Raw genomic sequence first — 14688 nt, forward strand, 5'->3', positions numbered from 1 at the left:
TCCAGACTGAAATATTCACGACGACACCGGATTCGGCGCGATCAGGTCATTCGGGGGCCGGCAGCCCGAGGATCGCGTGCACGAATTCGATGATCTGCGGCGCCTTGGCGGGCAGCGCCGCGGCGCCCTCCTCGACGATCACGCGCCGGGCGCGTTCCACGATCGCATCGGGAACGAACGAGATCAACGCCTCCGAGCGCCGCGGCAGCCGCGGATTCTCCAGCCTGGCCTGCTCGTAGAACTCGCGGTACAGCTCGCCCGAGACGTCGACCGCGTAGTCGCGAATCACCGCGGCGGCCCGATCCACGCACAGCGATTCCACGATCATCACCCGTGCGAAACCGGGTTCAGCGGCCACCACCTCACAGAAGGTGGTGACCACCGAGGCGATTCGCGCCTGCGCACTCGCCTCGCCGAGCGCGGCCAGCTCATCCACGATCCGGCGCGCCAGCATAGCCTGCGCCGACCGTAGGGCCTCGAGGAAACAGTCCTGTTTGGTGTCGAAATGCTCGTAGAACGTGCTGCGGGAGACCCTGGCCCGCCCGACGATATCGGCCAGCGTCGTCGCCGCGTAGCCCTTGCACTCGACCGAAGCCACGATCGCCTCGAGTAGCCTGCCCCGCGAAGAACCGAGCAGGGCATCCCTGGTCAACCTGTGCCGTTCGGCGAAATCGTTCCAGCGCAACAGCATACGGCCCTCCAGCGGAACCGCCGAGCCCCCACCCACTATTCGGACAGCTCCTCGAGCAGTTTGCGCGCTTCCTCGAGTTCGGCCTGTAGCTGGGCGACCTTCGCCTGCTGCACGCCGCGGGCGGCCTCGAGGATGCCCGCGACCACCTCGGCCACCTCCGGGTGCAGTACCTTGGCCGCCTGCGCCACGGCGGCGCTGGTGACCGGCAGTCCGCGGATCGTGCGCTTCTTGCCGTTGACCACGTCGACCGACCACTCGCCGTCGGGGGTGCCGGTGAGTGTCACGGTGACCTCGGGCGTCCTCGTCTTCCGCGCGGCGGGCGCTTTGGCGGGTTTGGCCGCCGCCCCCGCCGCCCCCGCTGCCACCGCCCCCGCTGCCGCGGGCTTGGCCGCGGCGGCATTCCCCGCGGACTGATCGGCGGAACTCCCGGCAGCGGTCTTCGAGGGAGCCGGCGAGGTGACGACGCTCGGCGGGGTGGACGGTGTCGCAATGCTCGTCACGGTCGACGGCTGGGTCACGGTGGAATCCTTCCTGGTAGTCGTCTTCGGCTGGGCGACGCTCTTCTGAGCGGGAGTCGCCGCGCGCGGTGGCTTGGTCAAAGTCACTTCGGTCGGAGAGAAGGACAGTACATCCTTGGAACCGGTCGGCCGGACCTGCAGGAAATCGCCGTCGGCCGGCTCACCGAGCGCGACCACCTTCCCGGACCGCCCCTCCGCTACGCCCACCGCGGCGGCTGTGAACCACACCATCGGCGGGCGACCACCCGCTATTTCCGTAGCTATCTGCTGAATCTCCGTGTCCGACAATGGCTTGGGCCTGGTTCTAGGCGAGGGCATGGTGCGCTCCGAGCGGTTTTCGTGGATGGCTGCGTGCACAGATGATGCCGCACCGCACCGACAGATTCACAGGGCGTCGCCAACTAAAGCCGCCCTCGGCCATATCCGGATTTTCAGCGAATCCACAGCAACACTGATTTTCACGTCACCGCGGCGCTTGCAGAGCGGGGAACCAGATCTGCGCGAGGATGCCCTGTCGCGCGATATCGCGGAATTCCGGCTCGAGCGCCGTAGCCTCGTCCCACGCGGGCAGCAGATCCCGGTACTGATGGAACCATTCGATGGCGCGCATCAGCCAGCCGACGAATTCGGCACGAGATCCGGTATCGAGCACCCGGTCCAGATCCTCGTAGCCCCGCAACGCGGTCGCCGCGGTGCCCTGCTCGCCGACCGCGCGCAGCACCTCCAACTTGGACGCGAAAATGTTAGCTTGTTGGCTACGTCACTGGGAGAACGGATCTGCCTCGACAGTGCCCGCGCCCACAACCCGGGCCACCGGAGGGCGGCCGACCAGATGCCCGAGGAGACCGAACGATGCGAGCGCTGCAATTGACAGGGCCCGAAACCCTGGAACTGCGTGAGGTTCCCATCCCCGAGATCGGGCCGACCGACCTGCTCATCAAGGTCGCGGCAGCGGGCATCTGCCACTCCGATCTCCATGTCCTGCACATCCCTTTCATCATGCGCGACGAGCCACTCACCCTCGGGCATGAAATCGCGGGCGTCATCGAGGCGATGGGCTCGGAAGTCACCGGTCGCGTCATCGGCGAGCGCGGCATCGTCTACCTGTGCTGGTCCTGCGGGGTGTGCCGGGAATGCGTGAGCGGCAACGAGAATGTCTGCCTCGCGGCGGGCCGTACCGCCATGCCGCCGTGTCCCGGTCTCGGACCCGACGGGGGCATGGCCGAATACGTCCGCATCCCGGCGAATTCGTTCGTGCCGATCGGCGACCTGGATTTCCTCGAAGCCGCACCCCTGGCCGACGCCGCGCTGTCGAGTTATCACGCCATCGATGGCGCGCGTTCGCACCTGCGCCCCGGATCCACTTCCGTCGTCATCGGCGTGGGCGGACTCGGTCACGTCGCGGTGCAGATCCTCGCCGCCACCACCGCGACCAGGATCATCGCGGTGGACGTCAACGCGGACAAACTGGCGCTGGCGGCACGCTGCGGCGCGACGGAGGGTCTACTCGGTGGCGCGGACACCGCCCGCGCCATCCTCGACCGCACCGACGGACGTGGCGCGGACGCGGTCTTCGACTTCGTCGGCATCGACGCGACCGCGACACTCGCCGTCGAATCGGTGGCGCCCAACGGCGCGTACCGCATGATCGGACTCGGCGGCGGCGCACCCGAGATCACCGCCGCCCCCGCGGGCGGTCCGGGCTGGCCGTGGGGCGCTTCGGTGCGAAAGTCCTACGGCGGCACCAAATCCGATCTGATCAACTCCGTCGAACTGGCCAGGACCGGCAGATTGCGGGTCGAGGTGGAACGTTACGACCTCGCCGACGGACGCGAGGCATTGGACCGACTCGACCGCGGCCTGATCCAGGGTCGCGCGGTTCTGGTCCCCTGATCCACCCATGCCTGCCGTCCCCTTCCCCGTCTTCCAACAGCCACCGAGGATCCGATGATGACGAAATCCGTTGACCCGCGAGCACTCGCCGCAGAAGTGGTCGGGCGGTTGACCGGGCCGGGTGGTCCGTTCGAAATGGCCGTCGAAGATGTGCTCGGCGCGCCGATACCGGTCATCAAGAACCGTGCCCGCTCCCTGAGCGAGATTCTCGCCGCGTCCGTCGCGCTCGGTGCACGCGATTACCTGGTCACCGAGGACCGGCGAATCTCCTACGCCGAGCACGCGGCGGCGGTAGGCGCGCTGGCTCGGGCACTGCGGGAGCGCTTCGGCATCGGCAAAGGCGATCGGGTCGGCATTTCGGCGGCGAATACGCCGGAGTGGGTGATGACGTTCTGGGCGGCACAGTGCCTCGGCGCGATCACCGTCGGCTACAACGCGTGGTGGGCGCCGAGAGAAATCGCCTACGGTATCGAGCACACCACCCCCTCGGTGCTGATCGTCGACGCCAAACGGGCGGCGCAACTGGCGGACCTGGACGTTCCGGTTCCCGTGCTGACCATGGAGCGGGACCTACCCGCGCTGATCGAGGAATTCGGCGACGGCGAGCTCCCCCGCACCCCGGTGGACGAGGACGATCCGGCGATCATCCTCTACACCAGCGGCACCAGCGGACGGCCGAAAGGCGCGGTTCATTCGCATCGAAATCTGCTGGCGGTCATCGACTATCACCGATTCAACGACGCGCTCGCCGCCGCCTTCGCGGGCGGTTCCGACGACGGCGCGCCCAAGGGCAGGCGATTCCTGTTGACCTCCCCGCTGTTCCACATCGCCAGCCTGCACAACCTGGTGATCCCTCGGATGGTGACCGGTGATACCGCGATCATCTACCAGGGCGCGTTCGATGCCGAGCGCATCCTTTCGCTCATCGAGCGCGAACGCGTCACCAACTGGGGAGCGATGCCGACCATGGCGGCGCGCCTGCTCGAGGTCGACCTTTCCCGCTACGACCTCTCCTCGCTCGCCGCGTTCTCGCTCAATTCCGCGCCGTCCTCCCACGCACTGCAACAGCAACTGCGACAACGACTTCCGGTCACCCGCACGGCTCTGGCGACGAGTTACGGCATGACCGAATGCAGTACCGCGGCCACCCTGGCCGCGCCGGCCGAACTCGCCGCCTTCCCCGATACCGTCGGCAGACCGGTCATCGGGGTCGCGCTGGAGATCCGCGACGCGGCAGGTGATCCGGTCGCGGAGGGGGTAGAGGGCGAGATCTGGGTGCGCAGCCCCTACGTGATGCTCGGCTACTGGCAGGACGAGGCGGCCACGGCCGCGGCCATCAGCCGTGATCGCTGGCTGCGCACCGGTGATATCGGCGTCCTCGAACAGGGCAGATTACGCCTGTCCGGCAGGCGTTCGGATCTCATTCTGCGCGGCGGTGAGAATGTCTACCCCACCGAGGTCGAGCAGTGCCTCGACGAACATCCCTCGGTGCGCGAATGCGCGGTGGTCGGCCTTCCCGACGACGATCTCGGTCAGCAGGTAGCCGCCCTCGTCGTCGTCGACGACGACGCGGTCGTCTCCGCACAGGATCTCGCGGAATTCGCCCGCGAGCGCCTGGCCTATTACAAGGTTCCGGCCCGGTGGCGGATCACCACCACCGAATTGACGCGCAATGCCACCGGCAAGGTGGTTCGCGCGGGTGTCGCCGACGCGCTGATCGCGACGTCGGACGCGGGGACCGATCGGCCGTCCGGGTAGTCCACGCCGGTCGTCGCACACCCGCGCCCGGCGCGGTCCGAGCACGACCCACCGGCCGCCGCGACGGCCCCGACTCGAACTGCGGATACGATTGCGCAGGTCATCGCCTCGGCGGTGGACTACTGATCTTGGTGTTTGACCATGAGGTTCCCGGGAATCCGACCCATAAGCCACCGAGAAAGGGTTGTCACCATGTTGCTGCGCCGGCTTGCCCGACCACTGCTCGCGACCGCGTTCATCGCCGACGGTGTCGATACGCTGATTCATCCACAGCCTCGTGCCAAGGCCGCCGCCGCGCTGGTTCAGCAGGGCGAACGGTCGCTGCCGAACAATGTCGCCGCCAAACTGCCCGCCGATCCCGGCACCGTTGTCCGGGTCAACGCGTTAGCGCAGGTCTCGGCCGGAACGCTGCTGGCGCTCGGACGCGCGCCCCGGCTGTCCGCCCTCGTGCTCGCCGCGACGGTCATCCCCGCGACGGTCACCGAACAGGATTTCTGGGCCGAGACAGATCCGGATCGCAAGATCGCCAAGCGCAACGCGTTCCTCAAGGACATCAGCCTGCTCGGCGGCCTGATGATCGCGAGCGCCGATACCGCGGGCAAGCCGTCGATCGGCTGGCGCGGTAAGCGGGCGGCGCACAGTGCCGCGGCCGCGGTCTCGGCCGCGCTGCCGATCGGTGCCTCGGATTCCTCCACCGCGGCGGCCCTGCGCGAGCAGGCCCACGAGGCGGCGCTGAAGGCCCGCGAGATCGGCGGGGTCGCTGCCACGAGGGGCGCCGAACTGGCCGGCTCGGCGCAGGCGCACGGCGCGGAATGGGTCGATCTGGCCAAGGAGCGCGCACCCGAGGTCGCCGCGCGGGTTCGCGGGTCCCGTTTCGCCGAGGCGGCCAAGGAACACAGCGCCGAATTCGCCGGAGTCGCCAAGCAGCGAGGCGCGGGATTCGCCGAGGTGGCCCGGGATCGTGGCCAGGAACTCGCCGAAGTCGCGCGCGAGCGCGGCGCGGACTTGGCCGAAGCGGCACGTGATCGTGGCGCGGAATTGGCCGAAGTCGCGCGCGAGCGTGGCGCGGTACTCGCCGAAGTCGCGCGCGAGCGCGGCGCGGAAATCGCGGAGACCGCCAAACAGCGCGCCCCCGAGATCGCGGCGACCGCACGCGAGCGTCGCGCCCTGCTGGCCGAGGCCGCGCGGGAGCGCGTCGAGGCGCGGCGTCGCTGATCGTCGTTCCGCGACGACAACCGACGAACTCGACACCCCGATCGGGCCGGGTGTGTGCGTTTCGGGCGATTCGATTCGCCCGCACGCACGCACCCGGCCCGATCGGCCGTGAGATCCATCCGGCCACAACACTTTTCTGTCTCAGCGGCCCTTCCGCTATCGCGGTGACATCGGTCACCGCGCGACATCGGACAGCGGCGATCGCGGGGTCTTGCGACAAATCGGCGCCGCGTTCCGGTACAACAGACACGTAGGCACCGGAGTCCGACCGCGGTCGAATCGCCGCGCGGCCCGTCCCTGGACGGGCCGCGCGTTACATTCAGCGACATCGCAGCGAAGGAACCTGGCGACGGTGAACCGGTGACGGTCCGCCTCTTGCCTGTATGTCCAAGGGCCCGAGTTGTCAGATTGTGAGTACCGCAGTGGATCTCGACCATCTCGTCCGATACCCCGATCACGACGATGTCCTGGCAGGCCAGATCTCCGGCATGCGGTTGCGCCGATTGATGCGCACCGCCGTCGGCCTGTCGGAGGAGTCGATCGAACTGCTCACCCAGCTCAGCGAACGGCTGCGTACCGCAGAGGGCGCACTGCCGGATTCCGCCATGATCTAGTGTGCGGCATGACCTTTCGTCGTCGGCATGATGTTCTCGCGCACGGCGGCGATATCCCGGTAGCCGTTCACCGCCATCAGCAGATCGGCCTCGGCGAGAATCATGCGCAGCAGATGCACCAGGCCCGGCACGCCGCCCAGCGCCAACCCGTAGACGTAGGGACGGCCGAGACCGACCATCGTCGCGCCGAGGCCGAGGGCTTTGACGACATTCGAGCCGGACCGAACCCCCGAGTCGAACAGCACCGGCACCCGATCATCGACCGCGGCCACGACGCCGGGCAGCGTCTCCAGTGCGCTGAGCCCGCCGTTGGCCTGGCGCCCGCCGTGATTGGAGCAGTAGATGCCGTCGACCCCGTGGTCGAGAGCACGGCGTGCGTCCTCGGGATGGGAGATGCCCTTGAGGATGATCGGCAGGTCGGTCAGTGAACGGAGCCATTCGAGGTCGTCCCAGGTCAGCGAGTTGCCGAAGGTGCCGATCCAGTGCAGCACGATCATCTTGGGATCGTCGGTGCCCGCCATCTTCTGGAATACCGGATCGCTGGTGTAGTTCTTCAGAACGTGCCCGCGCAGTTGCGGGAAGTTTCCGGTCGACAGGTCGCGGGGACGCCATCCCGGAATCCAGGTGTCCAACGTGACCGCGATGCCCCGATACCCGGCCCGCTCGGCCCGGCTCACCAGACTCGCGGCGAGATCGCGATTCTTGGGCGTGTAGAGCTGGAAGAATCCCGGCGTTGATCCGGCATGCGGAATGACCTCTTCCAGCGGGTCCTCCATCAGCGTGGAGAAGATCGCGGGGACGCCCGTGTCCGCCGACGCCCGCGCCACCGCGATATCGCCGTGTTTGTCGCCTGCGACCATTCCGATCACCCCGACCGGGGCCATGAACACCGGAGCGGCGAAGGTGTGACCCCACGCGCTCACCGACAGGTCGCGTTCGGTCGCGCCGACCAGCATCCGCGGTACCAGGCCCCAGTCCTCGAAGGCCTCGGCATTACGCCGCTGGGTCAGCTCATCACCCGCGCCGCCCGCGATATAGGAGTGCAGCGAAGCGGGCAGCGCGGCGGCGGCCTTGGCCTCGAGTGTCGCGTAGTCCATCGGGAACTCGGGCAGATTCCCGCCCAGCGCGGCGAAGTAGATCTCGTTCTGGTAGTCGGCGAACGCCATCGTCCGGCCCTTTCCGTCGGCGACAGGTCACAGCAGAGGCGCGGCACTGCTCTCCCCGGATCCTAGACACCCGTCCCGCGCCCTCGGACATCCCGAATTCGGGCCGCTACGGGGTGGCGTCGAAATACAGACCGATCCGCGTGATGGCGACGGTCTTCGGGTCGAAATCGATGATCGCGACGCCCTGCGCGTCGCCGAGGTCGACGGTGGCGGTCACCGTACGCCCTGCGGCGATCACCTTGTCCCACCGCATGTTCCGGGTGCGCTTGACGAAATCCTCGACCGAGACCGTCGTTCCCGCCGGCGATTCGAGCACGGCGCGCGCACCGAGCAACTCGCGCACCCGGGCGATATCGGCATCCGCCGCGGCGGTGAACACCTCGTGCACGCGGCGCTTACCCGCGCGCCCGACGCTCGACAGCGCCCGCATCATGCCGATGGCGCCGCCGACACCCTGGTTGACGACCAGTTGCGGTCCCAGTTTCATGGCCGCGCCCACCCCCCGCGCGCCGGTGCGCAGCAGTTGTCCGATCATCGGGGCCAACTCCCAGTGCGCCGCCAACCGCGCGATCACCCAGACCCCGCCGACCTCGGCCAAGTCGTAGCGCAGGTGCATCGGTACGAGGACCGTCGCGCCGGTGGACATGGTGGTGGAAATCGAAAGATCGCGCACGACCGTCCGGTCGACGACGATATCGCGCCTGACGTCGAAGGCGATGGTGTTGGGCCCGATGAAAGTGTCGTAGAAACGACCGATCGCGACCTGCCCCACGTGCGGGCGGGAACCGACCGGGTCGTTGACCGCGGCGTCCGGACCGAACAGGCCGACCCAGGCCGCCTTGTCGTGCGCCGCGACGGCGCGCGGCGAGGCCTGCACGGCCGCCATTAGATCCTCGGCGGTCGAATCCAGCGGCATGAGGGTTTCCTCCATCCACGACAGTACGAATATGTTAGAACATGTTCTAGTTTCTGCGCTCACAAAGGATCTCGATGGATTGGTATACCGGCGATACCGCCTACGACACCGTACTGACCATCGGCTTTGCCTTCGCGGCGTTCGTCCTGGTCGGCGGAATATTCGCGCAGAGTCCCTACGGCCGCTTCGCCACCACGAAGGCCGGTTTCAACCTCAATCCGAAACTCGGCTGGTGGCTGATGGAAATTCCCGCGACCGTGGTGTTCGCGGTGGTCTACCTCGCGGGCCCGCGACGATTCGAGCCGGTCCCGCTGGTGCTCGCGGGCATCTGGCTGCTGCATTACGGCAACCGCGGCTGGTTCTTCCCGCTGTCGATCCGACAGGTTCCCGGCAAACGCGGCAGCTTCAATATCTCGGTCCTGGCGGCGGGCATGTTCGTGACCGCGCTGCACGGCTACCTGAACGGCGCGTTCTTCAGCCGTGACTACCGGCATCAGTACGGTACCGACTGGTTCACCGATCCACGCTTCCTCATCGGCGTCGTGATCTACCTGAGCGGGTTCACCCTGCTGGTCCGTTCGGAGGCGATCGTGCGCAATCTGCGCGACAAGACCGATCCGGGCGCCGCCGAGTACCGGATTCCGTACGGCTTCGGCTTCCGCCTCGTCACGAGTCCCGCCTATCTCGGTGAGTTGATCGCGTGGGCGGGCTTCGCCTTACTCACCTGGTCCCTCGCCGGCGTCGTGATCTTCCTGATCACCGCGGGCAATCTGGTACCGCGCGCCTTGGCGACCCACCGGTGGTACCGGGAGCGGTTCGCCGACTATCCGACCGATCGCAAGGCGTTGCTCCCGTACGTGCTCTGAGCTCACGATGCGGGGCGAGCGCCCCGCCGACGATCGCGACGACGACGAGGAACCTTTTCGGCGGCGTCAGTACCGTCCGGCCGCACTGGAGGCGTCCCAGACCGCACGGGCGCCGGACTCCCCCACCCGATAGACCTGCACGGTGGCGGCCACTCCGGCGGCGAGAGTGAGGACGACGAGGACGGCGGCGAGAACGCGGGCGAGGGGTACGCCTCGACGTTCGCGCAGGTGGACGAAAAGAACCACGGCCGTCAACACCACGAGCGGAAGGACGAACCAGGTGAGCGTGTCGCCGAGTTCGGTGTGGGTTCGCAGCGTTTCGGAGGGACCGAAGGTACTGGCGAATTCCTCGCCCGCGTCCGCCGTGATCGGCGTCAGGACCATCGTGACCACCGCCAGCGCGCTGACCAGCCAGATCAGGGCCCGTCGCGCGGCAGGCCATGCCGCCGCGAGGACGAGTAACAGCGCGGTCAGCGGGACGAGGACGACCACCGCGTGAATGAGTAGGACGTGGGTGGGTAATCCGTCGATCGTCTGCACGTGCGCCTCCTTGATATCGACCGCGTCGGCGGTCCGCCGACCAGTCTCGTCCCGCATCGTATTCTTCGCACGGCGACCAGGAATGTTCAGGAGTCGGCGGGCGCGACCGCGTACCGCAGCCGCAATTCGCGTTTGAGCACCTTGTGGCTCGGACCGAGCGGCAACTCGGTCAGGAATTCCACCCGACGCGGGTATTTGTGCTTGGCGAGATGTTCGCGGCCGTATTCGATGATGTTCTCCGCGGTCGCGGCATCCGCGGACGCGGAATCCGTCGGCACGACCACCGCGCAGATCTCCTCGCCGTAGGTCGGGTCCGGCAGGCCGATGACCGCCACCTGCGCGATCCCCGGATGACGCAGCAGCGCCGACTCGACCTCGCTCGGGTACACATTGAAACCGCCGCGAATGATCAGATCCTTGGTGCGGTCAACGATCCGGACGAAACCGTCGTCGTCTTTGACGCCGAGGTCACCGGTACGGAACCAGCCGTCGACGACGGCTTCCGCGGTCGCCTCCGGATTCCCGACGTATCCATTGAACACATTGTGCCCGCGCACGACCACCTCGCCGAGCGCTCCGGTAGGCAGCAGCGAAATATGCCGCTGCGCTTCGGGATCGGCGATTTCCACATCGACGCCCCACACCGGATGGCCGACCGTCCCCGCGCGCGAGCCGAAATCGGGCTGGTTCACCGCGGCGGAGGGCGAGGTCTCCGACAGCCCGTAACCCTCCAGAATCCGCGCGCCGAAGGTCGCTTCGAAGGCCTCGAGCACCGCGCCCGGCAGCGCGGCGCCACCGGAAACGCACAGCCGCAGCGACGGAAGGGTTTCGGCCCGCGCAGCCGCCGCGATCAATCCGATGTACATCGTCGGCACCCCGTGGAAGGTGTCGACATCCTCGGCGACCATCAGCCGAATCGCCTCGGCCGCATCGAATCTCGGCTGCAGCACCAGAGCCGCACCGGCACGCCATGTCGAATTCATCGACACCGTCTGACCGAACACATGGAACAGCGGCAACGCGCCGAGTGTCACGTGTTCGGGGCGCACATCATTCGCGTCGAAGGCGTTGACCGTGGCGTTCATGACCAGATTCAGATGGCTCAGTTCGGCGCCCTTCGGCTTCCCCGTAGTTCCACTGGTGTAGAAGACCACCGCGGGATCATCGGGCGCTCGGGATATGAAAGCCGGAATCGGTTCTCCCGACAGCGAATTCGGATCCACCTGCGCAATTCCCGCGATCGCCGCCGCCGATGCGCCCACCTGCGCGAACAACGAGTGGCACACCAGCAACCCGGCCCCGCTGTCACGCAGCACATGGGCGGCCTCTCGCGCGGTCAGCAGCAGATGCACCGGCACCACCACCGCCCCGGCCGCGAGGATCGCATAGTAGGCGCGGGGGAATTCGGCCGTATTGGGGCACATCAGCGCGACTCGATCACCGGGACGCACTCCGAGTTCGATCAGCGCGGCGGCCTGGCCTCGCGCCTGTTCCCACAGTTCGGCGAAGGTGATCCGCTGTTCGCCCTCGATCAACGCGACCCGATCCGGCCTGCGCTTGGCCTGCTCGGCGAGGATGCTCGCGAGCGACAGTGTCGCATTCATGCTGAGTACTCCTATCTTTCGCGCGAAACCGCGCTGCCGCACCCGACGCATACTGCCGCCGGGGGTCACACGTTCCGGAGCGTCCACTCCGATCGGCCCACGCGGGCGATCCCGACCGACGCCCTAGCGGATCATCGCGTGCGTCGGCCGAGGCATCGGAAACCACGGATGTCGGCCCGATACCTCGATGACGTGATCGAGGCGGCAATGGTTCTGCGCTGATCATCGGATGCGCCGGGTTCGATATCGCGCGGCGGACCGGCAGATATCCACCGGGAGCGAGCGATATGCGGGGTTCGCGACTCGCAGCCCATTGGTACCTCCGAAACTAGCGGTGCACGTTTCGACAAGGCTAAGCCTGATACATATGGGGGCGCAAGTATCAAATTAGGATAGGCGACTACAGCAACGCGGCACCCCTCGGCCACCCGCGCTTCGCCGGGTGGCGGTCCGCGCGCTGTCCGGCCGTCCGGTCAGCGCGCGGCGACGAGCGTCGGGGAATCAGCCGAAATGACAAACGTAGTGCAGGGTTTCGACGACCTCGATATCGAATGAGCTGTCCCCCGGCACGCTGAAGGACTCCCCGCCGCGGAAGGTCACGGGCTCGGACGCACCCGGCAGGGTCACCTTGCACTCGCCCTCGATCAGTTCCATGACCTCCGGCGCGCCGGTGCTGAACGTGAGCGCGGACGGCAGGATGACGCCCACCGACTTGGATGTACCGTCGGCCAACTCGATGTTGTGGCTGACGCATTTGCCGTCGAAGTACACATTGGCCTTCGTGGACACGCTGACGTTCTCGAACTGCGACATGATCTCTTTCCCGAGGTGATGTGGAGCCGTCAGCTTACTGGGCCGGGGACGCGCCGGAATGTCACACTGTGCACAGCGGTGCGATCCCGGACAGACCACCCGTCGTCGGCGATGTCAGGTACATGCACTGACTCTGCCCGGCCGCTTCGATCGCGGTCCGAATCTGTTGCCACTGCGCCTCGTTCAGCGCGGGCGTGCGCGAGAGCACGAATCCGGAAAGTCTGCTCGGATCGGTCACCAGCGCCCAAGAGTAGTCATCGCCGAGCGCGGTCACGATGTAGTTGGTCGGCCCCTCGAGACTTTCCTGCGTCGGCACGCCGGGGAAACTGACGTGCAGTTGGGCGCCGGTCACGCGGTCGTTCACCGTCGCGGTGCCGCTGATCTCATTGGGTGTGCCCATCCAGGTGGTGCAGCGGTTGCGCACCGAGACATTGCCCTGCGGGTCGAGGGCGTAGGTAGCCATGGTGTCGCGGGCGCAGACCAGATTGAAGAACTGGGGCACGGCGGCGAGTTGATACCAGGTGCCGAGGTATCGGTCGAGTTCGAGCGAGGGCACCGGCGCGGGCCCGGCGACCGGCCGCGCGGGCTCGGCGGCGGCGACGCCCGCGGTGAGCGTCGCGGCGAACAGGGCGCAGGCGAGGGCGGCGGAGGAACGGCGGATCGTGCGACAAAGCGACAAAGGAACTCCTCGGATCGGCGACTCTTCCACCTTAGCTCATAACGATGCATAATTGATGCGTCGGTGCGGACCGTGTCCGACGCGGATCACGCAGGAGGTCGAATGCGTCACGACTTGTTCCCGCGCGTGGCCGGTATCGCGACCGCCGCATACGGCGTCGCGGTCGCCGTGCGCCCCGCGATATTGCTTGGCCCCTGCGGCTGGACCGACGAATCCCCGTCCGTGCGCGCACTGACCAGGATGGTCGGATTGCGCGACGCCGCATCCGGACTCGCGATGATCGCGGCACCGGACGCCCGATCGATGCGTGTCGCCATCACCGTCAGGGTGTGCTCGGATCTCTCCGATACCGCAGTGCTCGGACTCGCGCTACGCGGCAGGCCGCAACGCGCGAAGGCCATCGCCGTGACGGCGGGCTGGGCTCTGCTGTGCGCCGCGACCTCGGTCGCGACCGCGGGACCGTGACCCTCCGGCCGGGTACATCGCGCCGCCTCGGACACCGGGGTGCGGGGCCGTGACGACACACCCGGACTCGACCGGGCAGAATGAGGCGATGCCCGCCGGTTCCGCTCCAGTCTCCGACGCGGCCGGATACACAGTGCGCGCGGTCGCCGAGCGTCTCGGCATTCCGACCGCGACGCTACGAAGCTGGAACCGCCGCTACAACATCGGGCCCGCGCAGGATCGACCGGGAAAGCACCGCCTGTACTCCGAACGGGATATCGCACTGCTCGGCCAGATGCTCGCGCTGATCCGCGAGGGCGCGACACCCGCGGGGGCCGCCGCCTCGGTGCACGGACCGCTTTCGATGCGCGGCGACACGAACACACTGCTCGACGCCGCCTTCGCCCTCGACACGACGACCGTATCGAGTCTGCTCGCCGCCCATGTCCGCAATGACGGGGTGATCGACACCTGGGACCAGCTGTGCCGTCCCGCGTTCGCCGACATCATCGCCCGCCAGGACGACGGCGAGGGCTGCATCGACGTCGAACACCTGCTCTCCTGGTGCATCACCTCGATCATGCATCGCGTTGTCCCCCCGCCGGATACGAGGCGGTCCGCATCGATCCTGTTGGCCTGCACCGGCGGCGAGACACACGCGCTGCCCCTCGAGGTGCTGCGGGCCGCGCTCGCCGAGCGCGGCCGCGGCGCCAGGATGCTCGGCGCCGATGTGCCGACCACCGCCTTGACCGACGCGCTCGCCCGTCACGACGGCCCGACCTCGGTGATGCTGTGGTCCCAGCAGGAATCCACCGCACTCACCTCCGCGGTACGCGCCTGCGCGGGCACCGGCGCGCGGGTGTTCGTCGGCGGACCGGGCTGGGACGAAGTCATCCTGCCCGAGACGGTGACCCGGGTGCGGAGCCTCGCCGACGCCGCGGATCTGCTCGCCTGAGCCTGGCACCGCGTCC

16 protein-coding genes are annotated in these 14688 nt (G+C 67.6%); 7 read left to right on the forward strand and 9 right to left on the reverse strand.

Annotation, left to right across the window (positions count from 1 at the left end):
• Positions 1–46: 46 nt before the first annotated feature.
• The 3 genes from ABZS43_RS13090 to ABZS43_RS13100 all read right to left on the reverse strand — a co-directional run bounded on the left by ABZS43_RS13090 (position 47) and on the right by ABZS43_RS13100 (position 1936).
• Positions 47–691 carry a helix-turn-helix domain-containing protein gene (locus tag ABZS43_RS13090; RefSeq protein ID WP_355036077.1) on the reverse strand — a complete coding sequence of 215 codons (645 nt, stop codon included), beginning with the start codon at positions 689–691 and terminating at the stop codon, positions 47–49.
• 35 nt (positions 692–726) lie between these two features.
• Entirely contained in the window at positions 727–1440 is a 714-nt protein-coding gene (locus ABZS43_RS13095; RefSeq protein WP_355036078.1) for a DUF6319 family protein, read from the reverse strand.
• A gap of 232 nt (positions 1441–1672) precedes the next feature.
• Entirely contained in the window at positions 1673–1936 is a 264-nt protein-coding gene (locus ABZS43_RS13100) for a hypothetical protein (protein ID WP_355036079.1), read from the reverse strand.
• A gap of 125 nt (positions 1937–2061) precedes the next feature.
• Between ABZS43_RS13100 and ABZS43_RS13105 the strand changes: the two genes are divergently transcribed.
• From ABZS43_RS13105 to ABZS43_RS13120, 4 genes are all read left to right on the forward strand, one after another.
• A complete protein-coding gene (locus tag ABZS43_RS13105) occupies positions 2062–3102 on the forward strand; it encodes an NAD(P)-dependent alcohol dehydrogenase (RefSeq protein WP_355036080.1) in 1041 nt (346 codons plus the stop codon).
• 57 nt (positions 3103–3159) lie between these two features.
• On the forward strand, positions 3160–4860 hold the full coding sequence (locus ABZS43_RS13110) for a class I adenylate-forming enzyme family protein (RefSeq protein WP_355036081.1): 1701 nt from the start codon (positions 3160–3162) through the stop codon (positions 4858–4860).
• 192 nt (positions 4861–5052) lie between these two features.
• The gene (locus ABZS43_RS13115; protein WP_355036082.1) at positions 5053–6075 is read left to right on the forward strand and encodes a DoxX family membrane protein; all 1023 of its coding nucleotides are present in this window, start codon (positions 5053–5055) and stop codon (positions 6073–6075) included.
• Between the two features lie 410 nt (positions 6076–6485).
• On the forward strand, positions 6486–6689 hold the full coding sequence (locus ABZS43_RS13120; protein WP_355036083.1) for a hypothetical protein: 204 nt from the start codon (positions 6486–6488) through the stop codon (positions 6687–6689).
• Here the strand turns inward: ABZS43_RS13120 and ABZS43_RS13125 are convergent.
• Together ABZS43_RS13125 and ABZS43_RS13130 are read right to left on the reverse strand one after the other, a co-directional pair.
• Positions 6686–7855: an alpha-hydroxy-acid oxidizing protein gene (locus ABZS43_RS13125; RefSeq protein WP_355036084.1), complete on the reverse strand. Its 1170-nt coding sequence runs from the start codon at positions 7853–7855 to the stop codon at positions 6686–6688. The genes ABZS43_RS13120 and ABZS43_RS13125 overlap by 4 nt on opposite strands.
• A gap of 106 nt (positions 7856–7961) precedes the next feature.
• Positions 7962–8771 (reverse strand): nuclear transport factor 2 family protein, encoded by an 810-nt coding sequence (locus ABZS43_RS13130; RefSeq protein WP_355036085.1) that lies wholly within the window; start codon positions 8769–8771, stop codon positions 7962–7964.
• 74 nt (positions 8772–8845) lie between these two features.
• On the opposite strand from ABZS43_RS13130, the gene ABZS43_RS13135 reads away from it, so the two are divergent.
• Complete coding sequence (locus tag ABZS43_RS13135) at positions 8846–9637, forward strand: 3-oxo-5-alpha-steroid 4-dehydrogenase (protein ID WP_355036086.1); 792 nt, start codon at positions 8846–8848, stop codon at positions 9635–9637.
• A 66-nt stretch (positions 9638–9703) separates the two neighbouring features.
• Here ABZS43_RS13135 and ABZS43_RS13140 read toward each other — a convergent pair whose 3' ends face one another.
• The 4 genes from ABZS43_RS13140 to ABZS43_RS13155 form a co-directional block, all read right to left on the reverse strand.
• Positions 9704–10234 (reverse strand): DUF2231 domain-containing protein, encoded by a 531-nt coding sequence (locus ABZS43_RS13140; RefSeq protein ID WP_355036087.1) that lies wholly within the window; start codon positions 10232–10234, stop codon positions 9704–9706.
• Between the two features lie 29 nt (positions 10235–10263).
• Positions 10264–11781 carry a long-chain fatty acid--CoA ligase gene (locus ABZS43_RS13145; RefSeq protein ID WP_355036088.1) on the reverse strand — a complete coding sequence of 506 codons (1518 nt, stop codon included), beginning with the start codon at positions 11779–11781 and terminating at the stop codon, positions 10264–10266.
• Positions 11782–12282: 501 nt separating this feature from the next.
• Entirely contained in the window at positions 12283–12594 is a 312-nt protein-coding gene (locus tag ABZS43_RS13150; protein WP_355036089.1) for a pyrimidine/purine nucleoside phosphorylase, read from the reverse strand.
• A gap of 61 nt (positions 12595–12655) precedes the next feature.
• Positions 12656–13150, reverse strand: a complete 495-nt coding sequence (locus tag ABZS43_RS13155) for a lipocalin family protein (protein ID WP_355036193.1) — start codon at positions 13148–13150, stop codon at positions 12656–12658.
• 225 nt (positions 13151–13375) lie between these two features.
• On the opposite strand from ABZS43_RS13155, the gene ABZS43_RS13160 reads away from it, so the two are divergent.
• Together ABZS43_RS13160 and ABZS43_RS13165 are read left to right on the forward strand one after the other, a co-directional pair.
• Positions 13376–13738 carry a hypothetical protein gene (locus ABZS43_RS13160; RefSeq protein WP_355036090.1) on the forward strand — a complete coding sequence of 121 codons (363 nt, stop codon included), beginning with the start codon at positions 13376–13378 and terminating at the stop codon, positions 13736–13738.
• Between the two features lie 88 nt (positions 13739–13826).
• Entirely contained in the window at positions 13827–14672 is an 846-nt protein-coding gene (locus ABZS43_RS13165; protein WP_355036091.1) for a MerR family transcriptional regulator, read from the forward strand.
• Positions 14673–14688: the final 16 nt, after the last annotated feature.

The organism is Nocardia sp. NPDC005366 (genome assembly GCF_040606855.1).
In the GTDB taxonomy this organism is placed as follows: domain Bacteria; phylum Actinomycetota; class Actinomycetes; order Mycobacteriales; family Mycobacteriaceae; genus Nocardia.

Excerpts from the sequence above, each read along its gene's own strand:
- ABZS43_RS13160 (WP_355036090.1), top strand. The coding sequence starts at position 13,376 with ATGCGTCACGACTTGTTCCCGCGCGTGGCCGGTATCGCGACCGCCGCA.
- ABZS43_RS13140 (WP_355036087.1), bottom strand. The coding sequence starts at position 10,234 with ATGCGGGACGAGACTGGTCGGCGGACCGCCGACGCGGTCGATATCAAG.
- ABZS43_RS13105 (WP_355036080.1), top strand. The coding sequence starts at position 2,062 with ATGCGAGCGCTGCAATTGACAGGGCCCGAAACCCTGGAACTGCGTGAG.
- ABZS43_RS13150 (WP_355036089.1), bottom strand. The coding sequence starts at position 12,594 with ATGTCGCAGTTCGAGAACGTCAGCGTGTCCACGAAGGCCAATGTGTAC.
- ABZS43_RS13130 (WP_355036085.1), bottom strand. The coding sequence starts at position 8,771 with ATGCCGCTGGATTCGACCGCCGAGGATCTAATGGCGGCCGTGCAGGCC.
- ABZS43_RS13135 (WP_355036086.1), top strand. The coding sequence starts at position 8,846 with ATGGATTGGTATACCGGCGATACCGCCTACGACACCGTACTGACCATC.
- ABZS43_RS13165 (WP_355036091.1), top strand. The coding sequence starts at position 13,827 with ATGCCCGCCGGTTCCGCTCCAGTCTCCGACGCGGCCGGATACACAGTG.
- ABZS43_RS13115 (WP_355036082.1), top strand. The coding sequence starts at position 5,053 with ATGTTGCTGCGCCGGCTTGCCCGACCACTGCTCGCGACCGCGTTCATC.
- ABZS43_RS13125 (WP_355036084.1), bottom strand. The coding sequence starts at position 7,855 with ATGGCGTTCGCCGACTACCAGAACGAGATCTACTTCGCCGCGCTGGGC.
- ABZS43_RS13145 (WP_355036088.1), bottom strand. The coding sequence starts at position 11,781 with ATGAATGCGACACTGTCGCTCGCGAGCATCCTCGCCGAGCAGGCCAAG.
- ABZS43_RS13095 (WP_355036078.1), bottom strand. The coding sequence starts at position 1,440 with ATGGTGTGGTTCACAGCCGCCGCGGTGGGCGTAGCGGAGGGGCGGTCC.
- ABZS43_RS13090 (WP_355036077.1), bottom strand. The coding sequence starts at position 691 with ATGCTGTTGCGCTGGAACGATTTCGCCGAACGGCACAGGTTGACCAGG.
- ABZS43_RS13110 (WP_355036081.1), top strand. The coding sequence starts at position 3,160 with ATGACGAAATCCGTTGACCCGCGAGCACTCGCCGCAGAAGTGGTCGGG.